21 protein-coding genes are annotated in these 22,537 nt (G+C 29.0%); 20 read left to right on the top strand and 1 reads right to left on the bottom strand.

What is annotated here, in order from left to right; translation table 11 throughout:
* Positions 1-19 precede the first annotated feature (19 nt).
* The 15 genes from rfbF (at position 20) to AC5YF9_RS04460 (ending at position 15,909) form a co-directional block, all read left to right on the top strand.
* Positions 20-790 (top strand): glucose-1-phosphate cytidylyltransferase, encoded by a 771-nt coding sequence (rfbF, locus tag AC5YF9_RS04530; RefSeq protein ID WP_415303519.1) that lies wholly within the window; start codon positions 20-22, stop codon positions 788-790.
* Positions 791-918: 128 nt separating this feature from the next.
* On the top strand, positions 919-2,145 hold the full coding sequence (locus tag AC5YF9_RS04525; RefSeq protein ID WP_415303518.1) for a class I SAM-dependent methyltransferase: 1,227 nt from the start codon (positions 919-921) through the stop codon (positions 2,143-2,145).
* A 3-nt stretch (positions 2,146-2,148) separates the two neighbouring features.
* A complete protein-coding gene (locus AC5YF9_RS04520) occupies positions 2,149-3,003 on the top strand; it encodes an NAD-dependent epimerase/dehydratase family protein (protein ID WP_415303517.1) in 855 nt (284 codons plus the stop codon).
* Positions 3,004-3,018: 15 nt separating this feature from the next.
* Entirely contained in the window at positions 3,019-4,047 is a 1,029-nt protein-coding gene (locus AC5YF9_RS04515; protein WP_415303516.1) for a glycosyltransferase family 2 protein, read from the top strand.
* Positions 4,048-4,066: 19 nt separating this feature from the next.
* Positions 4,067-4,960 (top strand): dTDP-4-dehydrorhamnose reductase, encoded by an 894-nt coding sequence (gene rfbD, locus AC5YF9_RS04510; protein WP_415303515.1) that lies wholly within the window; start codon positions 4,067-4,069, stop codon positions 4,958-4,960.
* A 211-nt stretch (positions 4,961-5,171) separates the two neighbouring features.
* Positions 5,172-6,185, top strand: a complete 1,014-nt coding sequence (pseB, locus tag AC5YF9_RS04505) for a UDP-N-acetylglucosamine 4,6-dehydratase (inverting) (RefSeq protein ID WP_415303514.1) — start codon at positions 5,172-5,174, stop codon at positions 6,183-6,185.
* 28 nt (positions 6,186-6,213) lie between these two features.
* Positions 6,214-7,380: a UDP-4-amino-4,6-dideoxy-N-acetyl-beta-L-altrosamine transaminase gene (pseC, locus tag AC5YF9_RS04500; protein ID WP_415303513.1), complete on the top strand. Its 1,167-nt coding sequence runs from the start codon at positions 6,214-6,216 to the stop codon at positions 7,378-7,380.
* Positions 7,377-8,240 (top strand): aldo/keto reductase, encoded by an 864-nt coding sequence (locus AC5YF9_RS04495; RefSeq protein ID WP_415303512.1) that lies wholly within the window; start codon positions 7,377-7,379, stop codon positions 8,238-8,240. Before pseC ends, AC5YF9_RS04495 begins: the two co-directional genes overlap by 4 nt.
* Positions 8,237-8,992, top strand: a complete 756-nt coding sequence (locus AC5YF9_RS04490) for a cytidylyltransferase domain-containing protein (protein WP_415303511.1) — start codon at positions 8,237-8,239, stop codon at positions 8,990-8,992. Before AC5YF9_RS04495 ends, AC5YF9_RS04490 begins: the two co-directional genes overlap by 4 nt.
* Positions 8,989-10,317, top strand: a complete 1,329-nt coding sequence (locus tag AC5YF9_RS04485; protein WP_415303510.1) for an aminotransferase class III-fold pyridoxal phosphate-dependent enzyme — start codon at positions 8,989-8,991, stop codon at positions 10,315-10,317. Before AC5YF9_RS04490 ends, AC5YF9_RS04485 begins: the two co-directional genes overlap by 4 nt.
* A 13-nt stretch (positions 10,318-10,330) precedes the next feature.
* Positions 10,331-11,431, top strand: coding sequence for an ATP-grasp domain-containing protein (locus AC5YF9_RS04480; RefSeq protein WP_415303509.1), 1,101 nt, complete (start codon positions 10,331-10,333; stop codon positions 11,429-11,431).
* Positions 11,428-12,327 (top strand): ATP-grasp domain-containing protein, encoded by a 900-nt coding sequence (locus AC5YF9_RS04475; protein WP_415303508.1) that lies wholly within the window; start codon positions 11,428-11,430, stop codon positions 12,325-12,327. The genes AC5YF9_RS04480 and AC5YF9_RS04475 overlap by 4 nt, the downstream gene beginning before the upstream one ends.
* A gap of 7 nt (positions 12,328-12,334) precedes the next feature.
* Positions 12,335-13,987 (top strand): NHL repeat-containing protein, encoded by a 1,653-nt coding sequence (locus tag AC5YF9_RS04470; RefSeq protein WP_415303507.1) that lies wholly within the window; start codon positions 12,335-12,337, stop codon positions 13,985-13,987.
* A 58-nt stretch (positions 13,988-14,045) separates the two neighbouring features.
* Positions 14,046-14,906: an N-acetylneuraminate synthase family protein gene (locus AC5YF9_RS04465; protein ID WP_415303506.1), complete on the top strand. Its 861-nt coding sequence runs from the start codon at positions 14,046-14,048 to the stop codon at positions 14,904-14,906.
* Positions 14,896-15,909 (top strand): hypothetical protein, encoded by a 1,014-nt coding sequence (locus tag AC5YF9_RS04460; protein WP_415303505.1) that lies wholly within the window; start codon positions 14,896-14,898, stop codon positions 15,907-15,909. The genes AC5YF9_RS04465 and AC5YF9_RS04460 overlap by 11 nt, the downstream gene beginning before the upstream one ends.
* A 76-nt stretch (positions 15,910-15,985) precedes the next feature.
* Here the strand turns inward: AC5YF9_RS04460 and AC5YF9_RS04455 are convergent, their stop codons facing one another.
* On the bottom strand, positions 15,986-16,654 hold the full coding sequence (locus AC5YF9_RS04455) for a class I SAM-dependent methyltransferase (protein WP_496169839.1): 669 nt from the start codon (positions 16,652-16,654) through the stop codon (positions 15,986-15,988).
* A 199-nt stretch (positions 16,655-16,853) separates the two neighbouring features.
* Between AC5YF9_RS04455 and AC5YF9_RS04450 the strand changes: the two genes are divergently transcribed.
* From AC5YF9_RS04450 to AC5YF9_RS04430, 5 genes are all read left to right on the top strand, one after another.
* Positions 16,854-17,795: a hypothetical protein gene (locus AC5YF9_RS04450; protein WP_415303503.1), complete on the top strand. Its 942-nt coding sequence runs from the start codon at positions 16,854-16,856 to the stop codon at positions 17,793-17,795.
* Between the two features lie 40 nt (positions 17,796-17,835).
* Entirely contained in the window at positions 17,836-18,903 is a 1,068-nt protein-coding gene (locus AC5YF9_RS04445) for a glycosyltransferase family 4 protein (protein ID WP_415303502.1), read from the top strand.
* Positions 18,904-18,966: 63 nt separating this feature from the next.
* Positions 18,967-20,235 (top strand): Vi polysaccharide biosynthesis UDP-N-acetylglucosamine C-6 dehydrogenase TviB, encoded by a 1,269-nt coding sequence (gene tviB, locus AC5YF9_RS04440; protein ID WP_415303501.1) that lies wholly within the window; start codon positions 18,967-18,969, stop codon positions 20,233-20,235.
* Between the two features lie 199 nt (positions 20,236-20,434).
* Positions 20,435-21,373 (top strand): hypothetical protein, encoded by a 939-nt coding sequence (locus AC5YF9_RS04435; RefSeq protein WP_415303500.1) that lies wholly within the window; start codon positions 20,435-20,437, stop codon positions 21,371-21,373.
* Entirely contained in the window at positions 21,370-22,476 is a 1,107-nt protein-coding gene (locus tag AC5YF9_RS04430) for a glycosyltransferase family 4 protein (RefSeq protein WP_496169838.1), read from the top strand. The genes AC5YF9_RS04435 and AC5YF9_RS04430 overlap by 4 nt, the downstream gene beginning before the upstream one ends.
* Positions 22,477-22,537: the final 61 nt, after the last annotated feature.

Raw genomic sequence — 22,537 nt, 5'->3', positions numbered from 1 at the left:
TAAATAAATAGATAAACTAATGAAAGCAATAATTTTAGCAGGTGGTTTGGGTACACGTCTTAATGAAGAGACTAGTATAAAACCAAAGCCTATGGTTGAGATTGGTGGCAAACCAATTTTATGGCATATTATGAAAATGTACTCCAATCATGGTATTAATGACTTTATAATTTGTTGTGGATATAAAGGTTATTTAATTAAAGAATATTTTGCTAATTATTTTCTTCATCAATCAGATGTAACTTTTAATATGAAAAAGAATTCTATGGAGGTGCATGAAAGACGTGTAGAGCCATGGACAATCACTTTAGTTGATACAGGTGAAAAATCTATGACAGGTGGAAGACTGGGTAAAGTATCCGAGTATATAAAAGATGAAGATGCTTTTTGTTTTACTTATGGTGATGGGGTATCAGATATTGATATTTCAAAGTTAATTGAGTTTCATAAAAAACACGGCAAAGATGCAACTTTAACTGCTGTTTATCCACCAGGTAGGTTTGGGGTGTTAAATATTAAAGATAATCAAATTAAAAAATTTATAGAAAAGCCTAAGGGTGATGGAGCCTTAATCAATGGAGGTTTTTTTGTTCTTTCTCCAAAAGTACTAAAAAGAATTTCTGGAGACAATTGTATCTGGGAGCAAGAACCGTTAAAAGGATTGGCAGCGGATGGAAATTTAATGTCCTATATGCATGAAGGTTTCTGGCAGCCTATGGATACTTTAAGGGATAAAAAATATTTACAAGATCTTTGGGAAAAAGGTAACGCACCATGGAAAACTTGGTAGTAAAGAATGATCGAGAAAGTATTTTTTTAACTGACCAAATTAACTTTAAAGGAGGTTATGCAAACTGTATATTTTCTAGAAATTGAAGAGTGCATTAATCATATGAATAAATAACAAAATGAAAAAAGATGAATTGTAGACATTGTAAAATAAAAATGAAATTAGAATTAATTGACCTAGGTAGTTCGCCTCCATCAAACGCTTATCTTACAAAAGAGACACTAAGCGCTCCAGAAAAATGGTTTCCTTTAAGAGTTTTGGTTTGTGAAAATTGCTGGTTAGTTCAAACTGAAGATTTTACAAAAGCTGATGACTTATTTGATAAAGATTATGCATATTTTAGTAGTTTTTCAACAAGTCTGCTTAAACACACAAAACAATTTGTGAAAGATTCTGTTAAACGTTTTTCTTTAGATGAAAATAGTCATCTTATAGAAGTAGCGGCAAATGATGGTTACTTATTACAGTATGTAATGGAGAGTAATATTCCTTGTATTGGTATAGAGCCAACAACTAGTACAGCTAATGCAGCTCGTGCAAAAGGAATAGATATAATAGAAGAATTCTTTGGTGTGAAGTTAGCCGAACAATTGACTAAAAAAGGTAAGCAAGCTGACTTTACTGTAGCTAATAACGTTTTAGCACATGTACCGGATATTAATGATTTTGTTTCTGGATTTTCTATAATACTCAAGCCTAATGGAGTGTCTACTTTCGAGTTTACACATCTACTAAAAATAGTTAATAAAAATCTATTTGATACCATCTACCATGAACATTTTTCATATCTTTCATTAACTGCACTAGAAACTATATTTAAAGAAAACGGATTACAAATATTTGATTTAGAAGAGCTTACAACACAGGGTGGTAGCTTAAGATTATTTGCACAACGTTCTGATACAGGAGTGCGAAAAATATCAAAAAAAGTAATTGAACTTCGAAAACAAGAAGCTGAAGCAGGAATAAATGATCCAAATTTTTATAAAGGATTTCAATTGCAAACCAATATAATAAAAGATGAACTTTTAGTTTTTTTGATAAAAGCTAAGCAAGATAATAAAAAAGTTGTTGCATACGGCGCTGCAGCCAAAGGTAATACATTGTTAAATTATGCTGGTGTCAGGCCAGATTTAATTACTTATGTAGTTGATAAAAATTTAGAAAAACAGAATAAATATATGCCTGGTAGTCGTATTCCAATTAGAGACGAAGATTTTTTAAAAAATGATAAACCAGACTTTGTTCTCATTCTTCCATGGAATTTAAAAAATGAAATAATAACTCAACTTGAGTATATCAAGAACAGTGGTGGAAAATTTGTGATAGCAGTTCCTAAATTAGAAGTTATCTAATTAATGAAAATACTTGTAACAGGTGCTACAGGTTTTATTGGGAGTCATTTAATTTTTGAGCTGTTAAAAAATGAGTCAAATCAAATTGTTGCAACTTCTAAATGCATTAATAAAGCAATGAAATTTGAATGGTATTCTAAAGTTAAATATATTGAATATGATTTTAACAATGACAACACTGAAGATTTGTATAGTTTTTTTGATAAACCAGATCAATTAATTCATTTGGCATGGAATAATTTATCTGATGTTAAAGCACCAGAACATTTAGAGGTAACACTGTTTAATCATTATAAATTTATTAAGGATATGGTTATGGCTGGATTAAAAGAAGTTATTGTTACGGGTACTTGTTTTGAATATGGTATGATTGAAGGTTCTTTAAGTGAGAACTTAAATACAAAACCATCCAATTCATATGGAAAAGCCAAAGATAAACTGAGAAAATTTATTATTGATTTGAAAAAGAGTTTTAATTTTACTTATAAGTGGATTAGAGTGTTTTATGTGTATGGTGAAAGACAATCAAAAACATCATTAATGTATCTTTTGGATAAAGCAATAAAAAATAAAGATAAAGAATTTAATATGTCGGGTGGAGAACAGCTCAGAGATTTTTTATATATTAAAGATGTTGTAAAATATATATGTTTAATTGCTGATCAAAAGATTTATGTTGATCAAGCTATTAATTGTTGCAGCGGTAAACCGATATCAGTTAAGAACTTAGTGATGAGACATTTAAAAGAAAAAAAATATAATATGAAGTTAAACTTAGGATATTATCCATATCCTGACTTTGAACCCATGTCATTCTGGGGTGATAGATTTTATTTAGATGAACTATTAAAAAAATAAAATAATAAATACAATATGATACAGGCAACAAAAAACAATTATTTTTTTACAATTGGGTATACGACATACAATAGAAAAGATTTTATTGTTAAGCAGTTAAGTAGTTTATTGACTATGGATATACCAGATAATATAGAAATAATAGTTATTGACAATTTTTCAACTGATGGAACATTTAAGGCTATTTCAGATTTGACTACCGGCAGTAGGATTAAAATCTATCGTAATAATAAAAATCTTGGATTTGCAGGAAATTTTGTAGAAGTTTTAAAGCGAGCAAAAGGTGAGTATGTTATGTGGGCCTCTGATAAAGATGGAATTAATATGAATGGTATAGAAAGATTATTAAATTGGATGGGTGATAAAAAATTTGACCTTGTTATTTTAAATTACTTTAAAGAAAAAATAAAAAAATACGAGGTCCCAGCAATAAGAAAAAACAAAACTAGAGTTATTAACTATGATGATCTATTATTTTGTTCCCACCTGCCAGGTACCATATGGAATCGTAATAAAGCATTAGTAAATCTAGTTGATTGGAGTATAATAAAAAAACAATATCCAGAAACTTCAAAATATTATCCTAATTTACTTTTATTAATAAGATTAATACCTTTTGCTAATAGTTATTTTTATAATGGATACATTTCATATCAAAAAGAAAAAAAAGAAAAAGCAAAATATTCTTTTACTGCCGCTGAATCTGGAAAACACTACTCCCATGTAGCATCAAGGTGGCTACAACACAAAGAATTTATAAGTCTTATTGAATCATGTATCCAAAAAAGTAAAAATATAAAACATAAAAATTTTTTATATAAAATGCATAAATCTTTGAACGAAAATTTGTATGAATTATTTTCAAGAGCAATACTAGAAGAGAAACCAAGTTTATATCGTTATTTTTCAAACGTATACAGCCCTTTTTCAATGATTAAAAGGAGTTACAAATTTTTAAAAACAGTATTGAGGTCTTTTTTTAATAATCCATTATTCACTATTTATCGAATAAAAGAAAGATTAAAAATAAAATACAAAATTTAAAATATTTTTATTAAGATATATGAATATTAAAAACAAAAAAAAAATTAATTATAAATATCCAAAAATATTACTAACAGGTGGAACAGGTCAATTAGGCAATGAACTAAAAAAAAATTTACAATCTTTAGGTGAGGTGTGGTCACCCAACAGTAAACAGTTTAATCTTGCAGAGCCAGAAACTCTTCGAGAGAAAATTAAATATTATCAACCTGATTTAATAATCAATAGTGCAGCATATACTGCTGTTGATCAGGCTGAGCTTAACTCAAAACTTGTATCTTGTATTAATGTTGTATCTACTAAAGTATTAGCTGAAGAAGCATTCTGTTTACAGATACCATTAATTCATTACTCGACAGATTATGTTTTTGATGGCAGTCAAAAAACACCTTACACAGAGTCTGATAAACCTAACCCAATTAATGTTTATGGAAAAACAAAACTTGATGGTGAGCATGAGATTCAAAAAAACCATAATCAATATTTAATTTTGAGAACTAGCTGGCTGTTTGGACTTTATGGAAAAAATTTTTACACTACTATGTTGCAATTATTTAAAGAAAAAAAAACTGTTAATGTTGTAAATGATCAAGTTGGAAGCCCAACTTCTATAGAATTTTTAGCAAAAGCTACTTTAGAAATACTTTCACAGTTAAAAAAAAATGAAGAAGAAAACAGATGGGGGGTCTATCATCTTGCAGGTGAAGAACAAATGACCTGGTTTGATTTTGCAAAAAAGATATATAAGCAAGAAAAAAATTCTAATAATTTTATTATAGAAAAAATATTACCAATATCTCATAAAAAATATTTAACTGAAGCAACTAGACCAAATTTTAGTGTATTGAACTGCGATCTCATTCAAAAAAATTTTGAATACATTTATAAGAAATTTTCTAAAACAGATATTTAAATAGGATCATTAGTTAAATAATGAAATTAATCTTTAATTTTAATGATTTTTATTCATCATATAGACTTTATATTATTATAATAAATGTGTATAAAAAAAATATCTTTTTAAAGTTATTCAAGTAATATCAGTTTAATTAATCAAATAATGTTTTTATAAAAACTAAAAATTTTGATAAAATTAACTAATTAAAAGATATAAGGAAATATGCATGTTAGAAAATAAATCATTATTAATTACTGGAGGAACGGGCAGCCTGGGAAAAGCTTTGGTTGAAGAGATACTTCATCGTTATCCAAATATTAAAAGATTAGTCATATTTAGCCGTGATGAACTAAAACAATTTGATATGGCTCAAATATTTTCAGAAGATAAATATCCATGCGTAAGATATTTTATTGGAGATATTCGGGATGTAAATCGTTTAAGAAGAGCACTAGAAGGCATTGATTACGTAATACATGCAGCAGCATTGAAACAAGTTCCTGCTGCTGAATACAATCCAACTGAATTTATAAAAACTAATATTCTTGGATCTGAAAACTTAATTGAAGCATGTATGGATACAAATGTTAAAAGAGTTGTTGCCCTCTCAACTGATAAAGCAGCAGCACCAATTAATTTATATGGTTCAACGAAACTATGTAGTGATAAACTTTTTGTTGCCGCTAATAGGTATAAAGGCTCTAGGGATTTAAATTTTTCTGTAGTTCGTTATGGAAATGTTTTAGGCTCTCGTGGCTCTGTGGCACCTTTTTTTATGAAAAAAAGAAAAGAAGGTATTCTTCCAATTACCGATCCAAGAATGACGAGATTTAATATTTCATTAAAAGATGGTGTTGAAATGGTGCTATGGGCATTAAAAAATTCTAAAGGAGGTGAGATATTTGTACCCAAAATACCATCATATTTAGTTACCGATATGGCAAAAGCAATTTCACCGAGTGCTAAACTTGTGAATGTTGGTATACGTGCTGGGGAAAAAATACATGAAGAGATGATAACAGAAAATGATAGTCTAAATAGTGTTGATTTAGGTATTTACTATGCCATTTTACCAAATTCAAATCCAATTTCAATTAAACAATATTGCAAAATAACTAATGCCACGATGGTGGAGGAAGGTTTTTCTTATAACTCAGGCACTAATCCAGATTTTCTCTCAATCGAAAGTTTGAGAATTTTAATAAAAGAACAATTAGATTCAAGTTTTGAACCAGTGTGAATTTAAATAATAATACAAAATTTAAACCATGACAGTAAAATTAAATATTCCTTACGGAAGGCAAGATATTACTCAAGATGACATTGATGCAGTTATAGGTGTTTTAAAATCTGATTTTTTAACTCAAGGGCCTTGTGTTCCTAAATTTGAAAAAAAAATTTCTAAATATTGTGGTGCAAAATACGCAGTTGCAACTAATTCTTCTACCTCTTCCTTGCACCTTGCCTGTCTGGCTTTAGGTCTTGTGAAAGGTGATTGGTTGTGGACTAGTTCAATTACTTTTGTGGCATCAGCAAATTGTGCACTTTATTGTGGTGCAAAAGTTGATTTTGTTGATATTGACCCAACTACATACAATCTTTGTCCTAAAGCATTAAAAAATAAACTTATTAAAGCTAAGGAATTAGGAATATTACCAAAAATTGTTGTTCCAGTGCATCTTTCTGGCCAATCCTGTGACATGAAAGCTATTCATGAACTTTCTAAAGAGTATGGTTTTAAAATAATTGAAGACGCGTCTCATGCGATAGGAGGAAAATATTTAGATAAACCAATCGGTAATTGTGAATATAGCGACATAGCAGTATTTAGTTTTCATCCAGTAAAAATTATTACAACAGGTGAGGGTGGAATAGCATTAACTAATAATTTTGAATTATCTGAGAGTATGTCTTTGTTACGTACCCATGGTATTACACGTGATCCTAAAAAAATGACAAATGAATCTGATGGAGAATGGTACTATCAACAAATAAAATTAGGTTTTAATTATCGTATGACTGATATCCAAGCAGCATTAGGGATGAGCCAATTAGAGAGACTTGATAATTACATATCACGTCGACATGAACTTGCTTCTAGATACAATAATTTCCTTAAGGATCTTCCTATAGTAATTCCATATCAGGATAATAGTAGTCACTCTTCTTTTCATTTATATATTATTCGCCTAAAAAATGAAAAAACACACAAACAAGTATTTGAATATTTGAGAGAGAAAGGAGTAATTGTAAATTTACATTATATACCAGTACATACACACCCCTATTACCAGAAAACAAAAGTTGAATTTACTGAACTTAAGCATTCAGAACAATACTACAAAGATGCTATAAGCTTACCTCTATACCCAACTATGACGGAACATCAGCAAGACCTTGTTATCTCTACATTACGTGAAGCTTTACAGTTATGAAGATTGCATTAGGAACGGTTCAATTTGGTAAAACTTATGGTGTTGCAAATACCAATGGTCAAGTTGAAAAAACTGAGGTGAAAAATATTTTAGATTTTGCTAAAGTTTCGGGTGTTGACACAATTGATACTGCTATTACTTATGAGACAGCTGAACAGTGTCTAGGTGAAATCGGTATGGATGATTATAACGTGATAACAAAACTACCTGAAATTCCAGATGATTTTGGGAATTTAAGAATTTGGGTTGTAAAGCATCTACAAAAATCCTTAAATTTTCTTAAAGTTAAAACATTATCAGGACTCCTCCTTCATAGACCAAGTCAATTACTTGATAAAGATAAAAAAGATTTGTGGAACATATTACTTAATTTAAAAAAAGATGGCATAATTAAAAAAATTGGATTCTCTATTTATACACCAGATGAATTAGATAAATTATGGAGTTTATTTAAACCTGACTTGGTGCAAGCCCCATATAATATTTTTGATCGACGTCTAGAAACAAGTGGATGGTTGCAAAAAATGTCTGAAGAAAAAGTAGAAATACATATTCGTTCTATTTTCTTACAAGGACTATTACTTATGGATGAAAAGAGTAGACCAGAAAAATTTAAAAAATGGCCTGATTTATGGGCTAAGTGGAATAATTGGTTTAAGGAAAATGATAGTACGCCAGTTCAAACAGCCGTATCTTTTGCTTTATCTGACAGTAGAATTTCAAAAGTTATTGTTGGTGTTGATAGTTTAAAACAATTTAAAGATATCATTAATGCAGCTAACAATATTTGCCAGTTTCCTGAAAGCTTTCATATTGAAGATACAAGATTGCTCAATCCATCAGAGTGGAGCTCATTATGAGAATAGTTGCTATTATTCAAGCACGTATGGGTTCATCACGTTTAGCAGGAAAGGTAATGATGAAGTTGGCAAATAAACCAGTATTAGCACATGTTGTTGAGCGTCTCACTTATTGTAAAATGATTGGAAAAATAGTAGTGGCCACTACAAATGAGACCATTGATGACCCATTAAAAGATTATTGCACAAACAACAATATTGATTGTTATCGTGGTAATTCTGAAGATGTATTAGACCGTTACTACCATGCTGCTAAAGCTTATGATGCGGACTCAATTGTACGTATCACTTGTGACTGTCCTGTAATTGACCCTGTAGTTGTAGATGCAGTAATTACTGGTTATATGTCAGGAGATTATGATTGCTATGCACTTGGTGGTCAATTTCCAGATGGTCTAGACTGTGTGGTATATTCATTTTCTGCACTAGAGAAAGCCTGGAAAGAAGCTCGATTACAATCAGAGAGAGAGCATGTTGGTCCATACATTGAAAATAATCCACACTTGTTTAAAAATGGCTCATTAAAGTTATTTAAAAATTTAGATCAGCATAGGTGGACACTTGATGTGTCAAACGATTATGAATTATTAAATAAAATTTTTGATGCATTATATCGACCTGAATCACCATTTTTAACACATGAAATTTTACAATTTATGCGAAGTAATCCGAATTTATCAACAATTAACAATAAAATTGTACGCAATGAAGGATATCTTAAATCACTACAAAAAGATAAAATAATTAAATGATTGATATAGATACTCTTAAAAATAGCAAAGGTACAAAATTATATCGTAAAGCTAAGACCCTAATCCCGGGAGGTTCTCAATTATTATCTAAGAGACCTGAAATGTTTGCACCAGATATTTGGCCTGCTTATTATTCAAAAGCAAAAGGATGTCATGTTTGGGATTTAGATGGTAAGGAATATATTGATATGTCAATTATGGCAGTAGGTGCTTGTATTTTAGGATATGCAGATGAAGATGTTGATGCTGCCGTCATTGAATCAATACATCGCGGTGTAAATAGTTCATTAAATTGCCCTGAAGAAGTTGACTTAGCTGAAGCGTTAATGGAATTGCACCCATGGTTTGATATGGTTCGTTACGCTAGAAGTGGTGGTGAAGCACTTTCCATAGCAGTGCGTATTGCTAGAGCTAAAACTAAAAGAGATATCGTATTATTTAGTGGGTATCATGGTTGGACAGATTGGTATTTGGCAGCTAATCTTGCAGACAAATCTGGCCTTGATGGACAGTTAATGCCAGGGCTTGAACCAAATGGTGTACCACGTGGATTGACTGGCACTGCAATTCCATTTGATTTTAATAATATAGAATCTTTAAGAAAAAAAATTATTGGTAAAGAGTCAGAAATTGCAGCAATCATTATTGAACCTGCTCGTGGTGAAGAAGCACCAAGTCAGTATTTAAAAACACTACGTGAAATTTCCTCTGAAATTGGAGCAGTGTTAATATATGATGAGATTACAAGTGCGTTTAGAATGTGTGCTGGAGGTATTCATTGCAGATACGGTATTTATCCAGACATGGCAGTCTTTGCAAAATCTATGGCCAATGGATACGCTATGTCAGCAATACTTGGAACAGAGGATGTAATGCAGGCAGCTCAGTCAACCTTTATATCAAGTACTAACTGGACTGACCGAGTTGGCCCAACAGCAGCTCTGGCAACACTAAAAAAATATCAAAAAACAAAAACAGATAAACATATTATTTCTATTGGAAATAAAACTAAAAAAATTTGGCAAGATGCCTCATTAAAAGCTGGTTTACAAATAAATGTTACTGGCCTACCGACATTAGCTGCTTTTGAATTTAAAAGTAAAAAACCAATGGATCTTAACACACGATTTGTTATTGAAATGCTTCAACGTGGATTTTTAGGGTTTAGACAATTTAAACCATCCTTAGCACATAGTGATATAGAATTAGATAAATATAAAAATGCAATAGAAGAGGTCTTTTTACTTTTATCAAAACTACCTGACGATAAGATTATTTCATCTCCAGTAGCTCATGCGGGACTCTATAGATTGACAAAGGAATAGTTTAAACAACCTTATGTTTATCAAAAATATTAAAAACGAAATTAAAGATGCAGTAATATGTTTAGCTGCTGGTAAAGCGCAAGAGCAGTTAATTATTAAAGCAAAGTCTCTTGGACATGTAGTTATTGCAATAGATAGAAATCCAAAATCACTTGGCTTTAAATATGCTGATATGGCAATCTGTCAAAGTACTTATGATGCTGAAGTTGTTATTAATGAATTGGAAAAATTAGAAGACAGATATAGATGGATAGGTATTTTAAATAGAAGCTCAGGCCCACCAGTTATTACTGCTGCTAAGATCTCTAAATATTTTAACCTTCCTGGAGTACCTATAGAGTCTGCACGAAATTTAGTTAATAAAGATAAATTACGTGAATCTTGTTTGAATTATAATATTCCTTCCCCTACATATAAAATATACAGTACAGATGATTGTGAAAATGTTTTTTGCAATAATTTTCCAATCGTAGTTAAACCAGCATTAAGTTTAATTGGAAAAAGTGGAATTAGTGTTGTTAGATCAGAAGAAAAACTAAAAAAATCAGTTGACTATGCAAAAAAAAATACAATTAATGGAAAAATAATCTTAGAAGAATTCCTTGAAGGACCAGATATAGTTCTTGTAAGTTTTGTTACAGGTGGTGATTTATGTTCAATTTGCATATTGGATGAATTAAATAATGAAAAAAAAGATGGCTCTATAGTTGGTAGAGGCTTTAAGACTCATTCTAGTGATAAAAATGATTGGATATTTCAAGCAAATAAAATAGCAAAAGAAATCATCTCGAATTTTAAAATTGAATGTTCACCACTCATGATTTCTTTTCGTGCAAACTCTCATAATGTCTTAAAATTAATGGAAGTTCATTTGGATTTAGGAGGGGATCTTTTGATAGAAGGAGTTTTTGAAAAAGCACTCCCTTTTAATTTCTTAGAACTAGCAGTTAAAATGGCATTAGGTAAAACAAACTGTCCAGAAAATTTTAAAATTAAACCTACAGCAATTTTTTATGATGAAGGAGATGACCTGGTAACAAATCGTAATTATACAATTTTTACAGGTAATTCAAATGAATCTCTTGAAGAAAAGATTTTAAAGATAAATAAATGAGAAAAAAATTACTTTTTTTAGGATGTAATTATGATCAAGTATCATATTTAGAAGTTCTTAAAAATCAAAATTGGGAAATTATTGGTGCAGATTTAAATAAAAATGCACCAGGAAAACATCTTTGTGATAAATTTCATAATATTGGCTATGATGATTTTATGGGTCTTATTAACTTAGGTTTAAAAGAAAAGTTTTCTAAAAATGACATGGTATTTACTGCTGCCTCCCAGTTTGCACAAAAAGGAGCAGCAAACTTTGCAGCCTATTTTGAGATTGCATTTCCATCTGAAAAAACTATTGACCTTTGTTTAGATAAAACGGCATATTATAAATATTTTTTAAATAACAACATTCCTATTCCAAAGACATGGAACATAGAGAATAAAAATGAATTAAAAGATAAAATTAAAACATCTGACTCAGAATGGTTTTATTTGAAATCAGATTTTAGCAAGAACCCAAATTATGTTTATCGTTTTAACAAGTTTGACATACCTTGGAATAATTTTTTTTGGGGGAAGGACAGGTATCTAAGAAAATATTATGTCTTACAGGAGGAGGCTAAAGGTATTTCTTTACGGATAAATTTATTTGGAGATCGTTTCAATGTGTTTGATTTCTTAACTGGAGAAAAAACCAAAATTCATCATGAAAGTATTATTTCTTTGAATATCATTGAAACATTAAAACAATTCATTAATAACCAAGGAATGCAAAATTGGTTGATTAAATTTGACATTATTCTAGGCAAAAATACTTATGTCGTTCTAGATATAGGTATGGACCCACCAATAAGAATGTTGAGAGAATCAGAAAAAAATGATGTTAGTTTTCCAGAGCATTATATTAATCAATATTTAAATAATAAAGTTACATATCCAGAAATTTTAGATTAATAAAGTTATGTGTTTAGAGTTAGTAAAATTTAAAAGGCCGTATTCAATCGCAATATCAGACAATGGTTTTATTGCATGTTTAATTAAACCTACAACAGTCAAATTAGTATTAATCTCTCTTAATAAGAATGAAAATAAAACAGTGGATATTAATGAGATTGGTTTAGAAAGCGCACATTCAATTTTGATTAATCATAATAATCAGCTAGTAATTTTAGATCATGCTTGCAGTAGATTATTTTGGTTTGATCAAAATTTAAGATTTATTTCATCATTAAGTTTGCCTGGTAAAAAATATGGAACTATAGATTTTTGTAAGACAACGAACAGAATTTATATTTCAATTTTAGATCAATCGAGAGTTATTGTGATTAACCCAAATCAATTTAAAGAATATTATTTATTATTTGACTACTCAAATACTACCGATATTTCTTCTGTTAACGGTCTTGCTTATCTGGAGGTAAATAAGTTTTTGATTATCGATAGGGATCTTTCATCAGTGTTGACCATCTCTTTAGATAAGAAAGAAAAATCTATTAATAAATTTTTGGAATATGGAAGAGATGGATTTGGAAAAATAAGACATCCAACAGATGTTAATCTTGTAGGGGAATTGATTGCTGTTCATGATAACGACAATTATTTGATACAATTTTTTAATCATAAAATGGAATTTGAGTTCCAAATTGGAGGGAAAGGTGAAAACGCTGGTTGTTTTGATTTACCTATATCAGGCTTTACATTAAATGAAGATCTTTATGTATGTGATCAAAATAATGATCGGATTGTAAAAATTAATATTTCAAAAGGACGAAAGTGTGAAGTTGTAATAAAAGATAAATTTCTTGAAGGGAGTTTGTCAAGGCCATCTGGGTGTTCATTTTATAGAAATCTATTATTTGTTGCTGATAGAAGCAATCATGTTATTCAAGTTTTTGATGAAAACCTCAAATTTTTATATGTTTTAAACACTGAAGATAAAGTTTTAAATCGACCTTCTTCTATTTCAATTATTAAAATAAAGGATCAAGATATTCTTGCTATTGTAGAGAGAAGAGAAGGTTCGAATTGTTTATTAAATTTCTATTCAATGTCTGCTGACTTGAAGTCAGCAAAGTATATGAACACAATTAGTAGCAGTTTAAGCTTTAACGATCCTCAAGATATGGATTGCAGTATTTCATCTGAATTTTATATTGCAGACACTTTAAATAGAAGAATTATAAAAATAGATTTGAATGGAAGACTTATTGCTCAAGTTGGCATGGTCAAAATATCACAAAATAAAAGAATTCTTGTGAAATGTGTTAGTGAGAGAGAAGATGGCGATGTATTTACAGCTGATTTTGATGAGTGCATTGTATATCATTTTGACTCAACCTTTAAATTAAAAAATAAGATTGATTTTTCCCAATATAAAGAAGCAATAAAAGTAATAAGATCTATACTCCCTCTAAAGGACTTTATGATACTTTGTGTAAGGGGTAAAAACCAAGTATTGAAAGTTACATATAGTGGAAAAATTATATCACCACTGTTATTAAAAGATATAAATTGGAATCATCCTGTGAAAATTTGTAAAAAAAGCAATGAGATGCTTTATATAGTGGATAAAGAAAATGATAGAATAGTAAAGATTGATAATTATAAAGATTAAGTTAGAATTAAAAAAATTTTTGAGTCATCCAAATAATATAAATAAGGTTAAGTAAGGTATGAGTTTTTTTATAGCAGAAGTATCTAGTAATCATTCGAGAAATATTGAAAGATCTTTAAATTTTATTGATACCGCTTCAAAAGTTGGTTGTGATGCAGTCAAGTTTCAATTATTCAAGATTAATGAGTTATTTGCACCAGAAATTCTTAAAAAATCAAAAGAAATTAGTGGCAGAAAACAATGGGAGTTACCTTTAGAATTTCTGCCTTTATTATCTGATCGCTGTAAAGAAAAAGGAATTCAGTTTAGTTGCACACCATTCTATCTTGATGCAGTTAAAGAATTAGAACCCTATGTTGATTTTTATAAAATAGCCTCTTATGAATTGCTATGGGATGATTTACTTATAGCTTGTGCGCTTACTAGAAAACCTGTGATTCTCTCGACTGGTATGGCAAATTTAAATGAAATAAAAAATGCCGTTAAAGTTTTACGTGATCATAATTGTGAACCAACAGTACTTCATTGTACATCAGCATACCCAACACCATATAAAGAGGCTAACTTATCTGCTATAAAAACTATACGTAATTCAGTTGGGTGTAAAGTTGGCTGGTCAGATCACACAGTTGATGCTGGAGTTGTGCAGCGTGCAATACATAAATGGGGAGCTGAGGTTGTTGAATTTCATTTTGATTTAGATGGTAAAGGTGAAGAATTCGGAGCTGGTCATTGCTGGTTACCAGAACAAATTAGTTCGTTAATTAAGCAAGTCCGTCATGCTAAAGATGCTGATGGTAATGGTATAAAAGAGCCAGTCCCTTCTGAATTACATGATCGATTATGGCGTACAGATCCATTGGATGGCTTAAGACCCTTTAAATCTGTTCGCAAATCTTTTAAAGTTAGTGAAAAATAATTTTAATAATTTTAGAGTTTTACTAGTTTGCTATGTTAGTGCCGATGTTGGGATGGGACATTTATCTAGATTAATAGCCTTGGCAGAAACACTAAGAAAAAAATACAATATTACTGCAGAGTTTTTGATATTTGGTGATTTGATTAAAAAAAAAAAGTTAGCTCGTTTTAATGTTCATAATTTTTTATTTACAGATATCTTTACACAAGCTGTGGAGAGTGTTTTACAAACTAACGATTTTAAAGCATTAATATTGGATCTTTATTCAGAGCATAAAATTAACAATCTTGATAATTTTTTTACAAAATTAAAAAAAAAAGACATATGTTTAATCGCTATTGATTCACTAATTGATTATTGCAATATTTTAGATATTCTTTGGATACCATCATTTAATTTTGATTGTAGTAAACATGCTAACTGTGCTGCCACATTAAAATCAGGATGGGATAGTTTTTTAATTCAAAAACAATTTGATCATAAAGATTGGATGTCTGGGTTTAAAGTATTAATTTTAACAGGTGGAAGTGATATTTCAAATTTAAGCAGAACTCTCCCTATGGAATTAGATAAATTATTAGATAGAAGAACTGAGATACATTGGGTTAAAGGTCCATTTTCTAGTGAGCCCAATTTACTAAAAAAGCCTCGGTTAAATTGGGTTATTCATAATGCTCCAGATAAACTTGATGAACTAATAGTTCAAAGTAACTATGTAATGACAGTGTTTGGAGTGTCATTTTTTGAGGTTTTGCAATACGGTATTCCTACAGTCGTTTTCTCACCTTATAGTAATAAAGACGATAGAGAGTTAGAAGCTTTAGCAAAAGAAGAAGTAGCCATGGTTGCAAAAAATTCAGAATCAGCTGTCATGGGCCTTATTGAACTTATGAATAATAACACTTTAGCAAAAAATTATTCTATAAATGCCTTAAATAAAATGTCAATTAATGGCACAGAAAGTCTTTCAAAAAAAATTTACTCACTAATAAAAAAAGATTAAAAAAACGAAAAAAATTTTTAGTATAAGAAGTAGTTTATTTTAATAAAAAAGGACTATTTTCCTTAAAATACTTTAATTATAAATTTTCAGGATATTTTTTGTGAAAATCAATTTTTCTAAATAATGTCATAGAAGTAGTATCTGATTTAAATTTTTTCTTATTAGGGTGTGTTGGTATGGATTTAGACTTATACATTACTTCAAATAAACCACTTTCAGTTAAAAAATTATCATAACTCATTTTGTATGATATCAAATTTTTCGTATTTAAATCTTTATTAGAATGTTTAAATAATGGGTCAAAATCAATTATTAATAAAAAACCATTTTGACTCAATTTTTTACAAATTAAATCAAATTGACGAAAGATATCATTTCTATCTAAATGATATAAATAGAAACCACAAATTATTAAATCAAAATCAAGTTTGATTTTATCAATTTCTAAACTGGAAATATTTAATAAATTTAAATTTTTATAATTCTTTTTACCGTGTTGAATTGCTTTTTTTGATATATCAATACCATAATTTTTTTTAGATCTGAGTAATTTAGAATATAGATTTAGTTTAAATCCATTAGCACACCCTATTTCTAAAATTTTATCTGCTTTTAAATTATTAATTTTTATAAGGTTTTTTATTTTTTCACTAGATACATTGTCATTAAGAGAATTAAAATTTCTTGAGAACCACCGATCTGCGTCTCCACCTTTTAATAACTTCATATTTTTTAATGATTTCATGTTTTTATAAAAAATGTGTAAGAAACACATCTGGCTTAAGTTTTTTCATACTATTATTTTTGTTATCAATTTAGATTTATAATTACTTCAAATTTCAAATAAAGTCTCTGAAAATTACATATAATATGTTACTAATTAAAATTGAACGTGAAACAGTACACCTCTTACCAAAACTAGCTTAAATGAATATAATTTTGAAATGAAACTTTTAAAAAAAATTTTAGTACAAGAAGCAGATTTTTATGGTGCTTCAAAATTGATATTTGGTAAAAAATCACTACCTATTTGTTATAATGCAACTTGGATGCATGGAATAGCACCAGTCGTTAGAGGCAGTGGTAAAGTAAAAAGTGATATATTATTACATAGCCAGGAAAGACATTTACCAATTCATCTTGTTAATAATGAAGACACTGTAAAGTATTTGGAGAAAGAGGATATAAAATCTATAGCGGTAGGAATGCCCTATATTTATACAAAAGCACATACTGAAAATAAAAGAAATAAAATTCTTTTTAAAAAAGTATTTATGCCTCCTCATTCAATTGTAACTAAACAAGAAACGGACTATCATAAATGGAAGACAATTGTAAAAAAATATGATTGTGATGCAATTTGTATAGGAGGTAATGATTACAGTAATGTGATTAATAAAAAAATTAATTTTGATAATGTAAAGATATTAAAAGGAGCGCACTCAAAAGATCTTAATTCATTAACAAGAATATCTGAGATATTTTACAGCACAAGTGAAATGATTACAAATGTCAGTGGTTCACACCTTGTTTATGCTGCAGCTTCAGGTGTGAAAGTAAAAGTTATTGATGAAATACATGAATTGTATGAAGATAGATTTAATAATAATTATGGGTTAAAAATTTTAAAAATGATTCCAAAAAAGTATAAAAAAAGTTTTGAAAAGCATTATGCAAGATATATTAATGCAGATGATATTGTATCTGCTTGGAATTTCAAGGACAGTAAAGAATTAGAGCTTCATGCTAACTATTTACTTGGCACACAGTGTAGAAAAGAAATTAAAATTATTGAAGAATATTTAACTGTAAATAATAAAATAAAAGAAATAATTTTTGCTTCTTATCTTTTATTTAATAAAGTTAATCAAAAATTAACAAGATAATTAACATTATAAGAAGCTTGACAACTCTAATGTCGTTAAAATGAAAGTATTATTATTAACTCACTCAGGTAGACAAGACTCAAGTAGTCGTATTAGATTCCTACAATACTTACCATTTTTTAAACAACAAGGTATTCAAGTCGATGTTTCACAATTACTTTCTGACGAATACGTATCAGCTATAGTTTTGGGTAAATCGAAACAATCTCTTTGGAGCTTAATACTTTTGGGTTATTGGAATAGAGTAAAAATTTTATTTAAGGTAAAAAATTATGATTTAATAATAATACATAAAGAAATATTTCCTTATATTCCTGCTTTTGTGGAACGCCTACTTTGCTTTATAGGAATTATCTATATAGTAGATTATGATGATGCGACTTTTCATAATTACGATAAACATAATAATTGGTTGGTGCGTTTATTGTTAGGTAAAAAAATTGATGCTATAATGCGTTTTTCTAATACAGTTATTATTGGAAATAGATATCTGTCTTCAAGAGCTCAGTTATCTGGAGCAAATCAGATTGAGATCATTCCAAGTGTTGTAGACTTAAATAAATATAAAGTTGTTAAATCAAATTGTAATAAACAATTAGTAGTTGGATGGATTGGCTCACCATCAACAGGTAAGTATCTTTTAGAAATTGAATCAATTTATAAGTTGCTGGCAAGTGAGTTTGATGTTCGCTTTGTGGCTGTTGGTTGCAACAAAGAAACTGTGAAAGAACTTCCAATTGAGGTATTACCATGGTCAGAGGAAACTGAGGTTCAGTTAATTCAATCTTTTGATGTAGGTATTATGCCACTTACAAATTCTTTATGGGAAAAGGGTAAATGTGGTTATAAATTAATCCAATATATGGCCTGCGAGTTACCAGTAGTTGCATCACCGATAGGTGTAAATAAACAGATTATAGAAAATGGTAAAAATGGATTTCTTGCTCAAGAACCAGACGAATGGGTTGGGGCACTTCGTCAACTCTTAAATGATGAAAGTTTACGTCGATTTATGGGAGAGAATGGGCGTAAGCTTGTTGAAGAAGAATATTCACTGCAGGTTCAATCAAAGAAATTCGAAAAAATTATATATGAGGTAGTAAATTAAAGTTAGATAAATAATTATATTTATTATTGGTTAATGAATATAATAATTCAAAATAGGTTAAAAATGAATAATAAAAAAATAGCTGTAATTGGATTAGGGTATGTAGGTTTACCTCTTGCAATTGAATTTGGAAAAAAACGTACAGTACTTGGCTATGATATAAATCAAAAAAGAATTGAAGAACTTAAACAGGGGATAGACGTTACTCTTGAAATGAGCAAACAAGACTTTAAAAAGTCAGCTCATCTAAGCTATACCGCCAACACAGATGAACTGAAAGACTGTAGTATTTTTATTGTTACTGTTCCAACACCAATTGATAAGCATAAAAAACCAGATTTAAATTTATTAAAAAAAGCTAGTGATTCAATTGGTAAAATTATTAAAAAAGATGATATTGTTATTTATGAATCAACAGTTTACCCTGGTGCAACAGAAGAAATATGCGTACCAATCTTAGAGAAACAATCGGGATTAATATTCAATAAAGATTTCTACTGTGGTTACTCACCAGAGCGTATTAATCCAGGGGATAAAAGTCATAGAATAGCTGATATTAAAAAGATAACCTCAGGTTCAACTCCAGAAATTGCTACAGAAATTGATGAACTATACCAAGAGATTGTTATTGCAGGCACACATATGACAAGCAGTATTAAAATAGCTGAAGCTGCGAAGGTTATTGAAAATACTCAAAGAGATTTAAATATTGCACTTATTAATGAATTTGCTCTCATCTTTAACAAATTGGATATTGATACAGAATCGGTATTAAAAGCTGCTGGAACTAAGTGGAATTTTTTACAATACCGTCCGGGGTTAGTAGGTGGACACTGCATTGGTGTCGATCCATATTATCTAACTTATAAAGCCAATGAAGTAGGTTATCATCCAGAGATGATTTTAGCAGGACGTAAGATAAATGACAATATGGGGATATATGTAGCACAACAAGTATCCAAACTTATGATTAAAAAAAAAATCGATATAGTGGATGCTAATGTTCTTATTATGGGTTTAACATTTAAAGAAAACTGTCCTGATCATCGTAACACTCGTGTAGCTGATTTAGTTGAAAAAATTAAAAGTTTTAATTGTAATGTTGATGTCTATGACCCCTGGGTTAATAAAGATCAAGTTAATCATGATTACAATATTCAAATGGTTAACAAACCAATAAAGGGAAAATATGATGCAATTATAATAGCTGTTGCACACGATGAATTTAAATCATTAACCCAAGATGAAATTAAATCTTATGGTAAAGATGATCATATTTTATACGATATTAAATACGTGCTTAATGCTAATGATTCTGATGGAAGACTATAAATGAATAAATATGAAAAACCTCAATAAGATTTGAAAAATAACAAAATACTTGGTTGGCAATCAAAAGTTAATTTAAATGGTAGTCTTAAAATGACATATACTGAATTTAAAAAGCAATATGAGGCATATTAAAAAATTATTTAATCTTTTTAAAAAAAAGTAATATTAAATTGAAGAAATATTCAAAATATAAGCTTTAATGAAAACAATAATAATTACATCTAGCTATAAAAGACCAGAGTTATTACAAAGATTAGGAGATATAATTATTCCACTCATAAATAAAACAGATAGAACGTTAAAGTGGAGAGTTGTAATTGATGGGCCTGCTGAAGAATATAAATTTATTTTAAATAAATTTAGTGAAAAAGTTATAGATAAATCTTCATTTACCTGGTCTGAACAAAAAAATATTGGTAAATTTAAATCTTTAGTAAAGATTATGGATGAAGAAAAAACACAATGTGATTGGTTAGTAAATATTGATGATGATGATGTTTTGATAAATTATAGATTTGAATCTTTTTTGAATATAATTGAAACTATTCCATTAAGTGTTAAGGCAATACTTGTTCCAAGGTTGATGCTCAAATCACCCACACACTATCTAGCACAAATTTATAAAAAAAAATTATTTAAAAAGTATGATCAAAAAATAATTAGTTACTTTGGATTTAAAGATAAGTTTGGTGATGTTGATACTTCAATTTTTATTCGTTCAACGGGTTACAAATTTAAACATAATAATGAAGTCCTAAATGATAGTTTTACTTCCGAGTCATTATTGTATCTTGATTCATTTCCAAACGAAGATATTTTAATATTAAATAATCATTTAGTATATAGTCAGTATTTAGCGCAAGGTCTTACAGGACTGTCTAAGCATAACAGAATTTCAAACCCAATTTCTGCAGTGGCCACGTATAAAAAATTTTTAGAGCAGGGCATTGAGATCAAATCAAAAATTTCATTACTTTATGTTAAATCATTGATTAATTATTACCGATTTAATCTACATGCTAATAAAAAAAACATAATAAATAATAAAAAATATGGAAATTTCATAATTCGCTTTATAGCATCAAGTATTGGAGAAATAATTTTTTTCTATGATAAACTGTTAGTTAAAAAGAAATGAAAACTGAACTTGTCCAAAAAGAAATTCTTCTGCAGGAAAAAACTAATATTCTGCAAATAATTGATTCAGACATGGGAGGTGGTGCCGAAAAATTAGTTTCCTACATACAGGAAAGAATAACGAGCACTATAAAAGTAATAACTTTTAAAAAATTAAATAAGAAATTTGAAACAAATACAAAATATAAATCTTTAGATATTAAAAATAATTCAGTATGGGCAATTTTTATTGCTAGTTATGGTATTTGTAAAACTACATTCCAACATAAAAAAAAATCTAACTTAGCATTTCACTCTCACCTTTCTAGAGCACTTTATGCCACTTTTATTCCATCTCTTATTTTTAGAATACCTCATATACATACTGAACATAACACTTTTAATAGAAGACGAGAAAAATGGTATTTGTACCTGATAGAATATTTTATTTATAATTCACTTAAATCTATAATATGTGTATCTGAAGCTACAAGATATGAATTACTCTCGTACATGCCTAGTTTAGATTTAGATAAAGTCGTTGTTATTGAAAATGGCACAGAATTAATTCAACATAAAATTCGAAATTTTTCTAAGAAAAAAAAATTTAATATTATAGTGCTTGGCTCTCTAACCCATAAAAAAGGGATTGACTTATTGTTATCCTCAATTCCACATTTAGTAGACAAGATTAATAAAATAAAAATAATTGGATCTGGTCCAGAGAGAGAAAAATTGTTAAATTTGATAAATAAATTTTCATTAAACTCATTAGTTGAATTGATTGATCATACGGAAGATATTAAAGCCCATTTATACGACGCAGATATAGGTGTGGTGCCTTCGAGATGGGAGGGTTTTGGTTTAGTTGCCGTAGAAATGCGCTCATCAGGATTACCAATATTGATTTCTGATGTTCCTGGTCTCAGTGATATATTTTCTCATTATAATGCTGTGGTAAGTTTTAAGGTAGGATCAAAAGATTCACTTAAAAACTCTCTTAATGCATTATTAGAAGACCTAAGTAACGACAGAATAGTCGTTAAAGATTTAAAATCAGATTTAGAAAACTATTCAATACAAAATTTTTTAAAAAGGTATGAAGAGTTTTATAAAAAAATTTAAATTATAGATAAAGTTTAATTTATCAATTTTAGATAATATTAGCAGATAAAAAAATAAAATT

Source organism: Candidatus Pelagibacter sp. uisw_098, from assembly GCF_059512505.1.
Note: the sequence above shows the minus strand (reverse complement) of the source record. Positions and strands in the feature narration are given on the sequence as shown.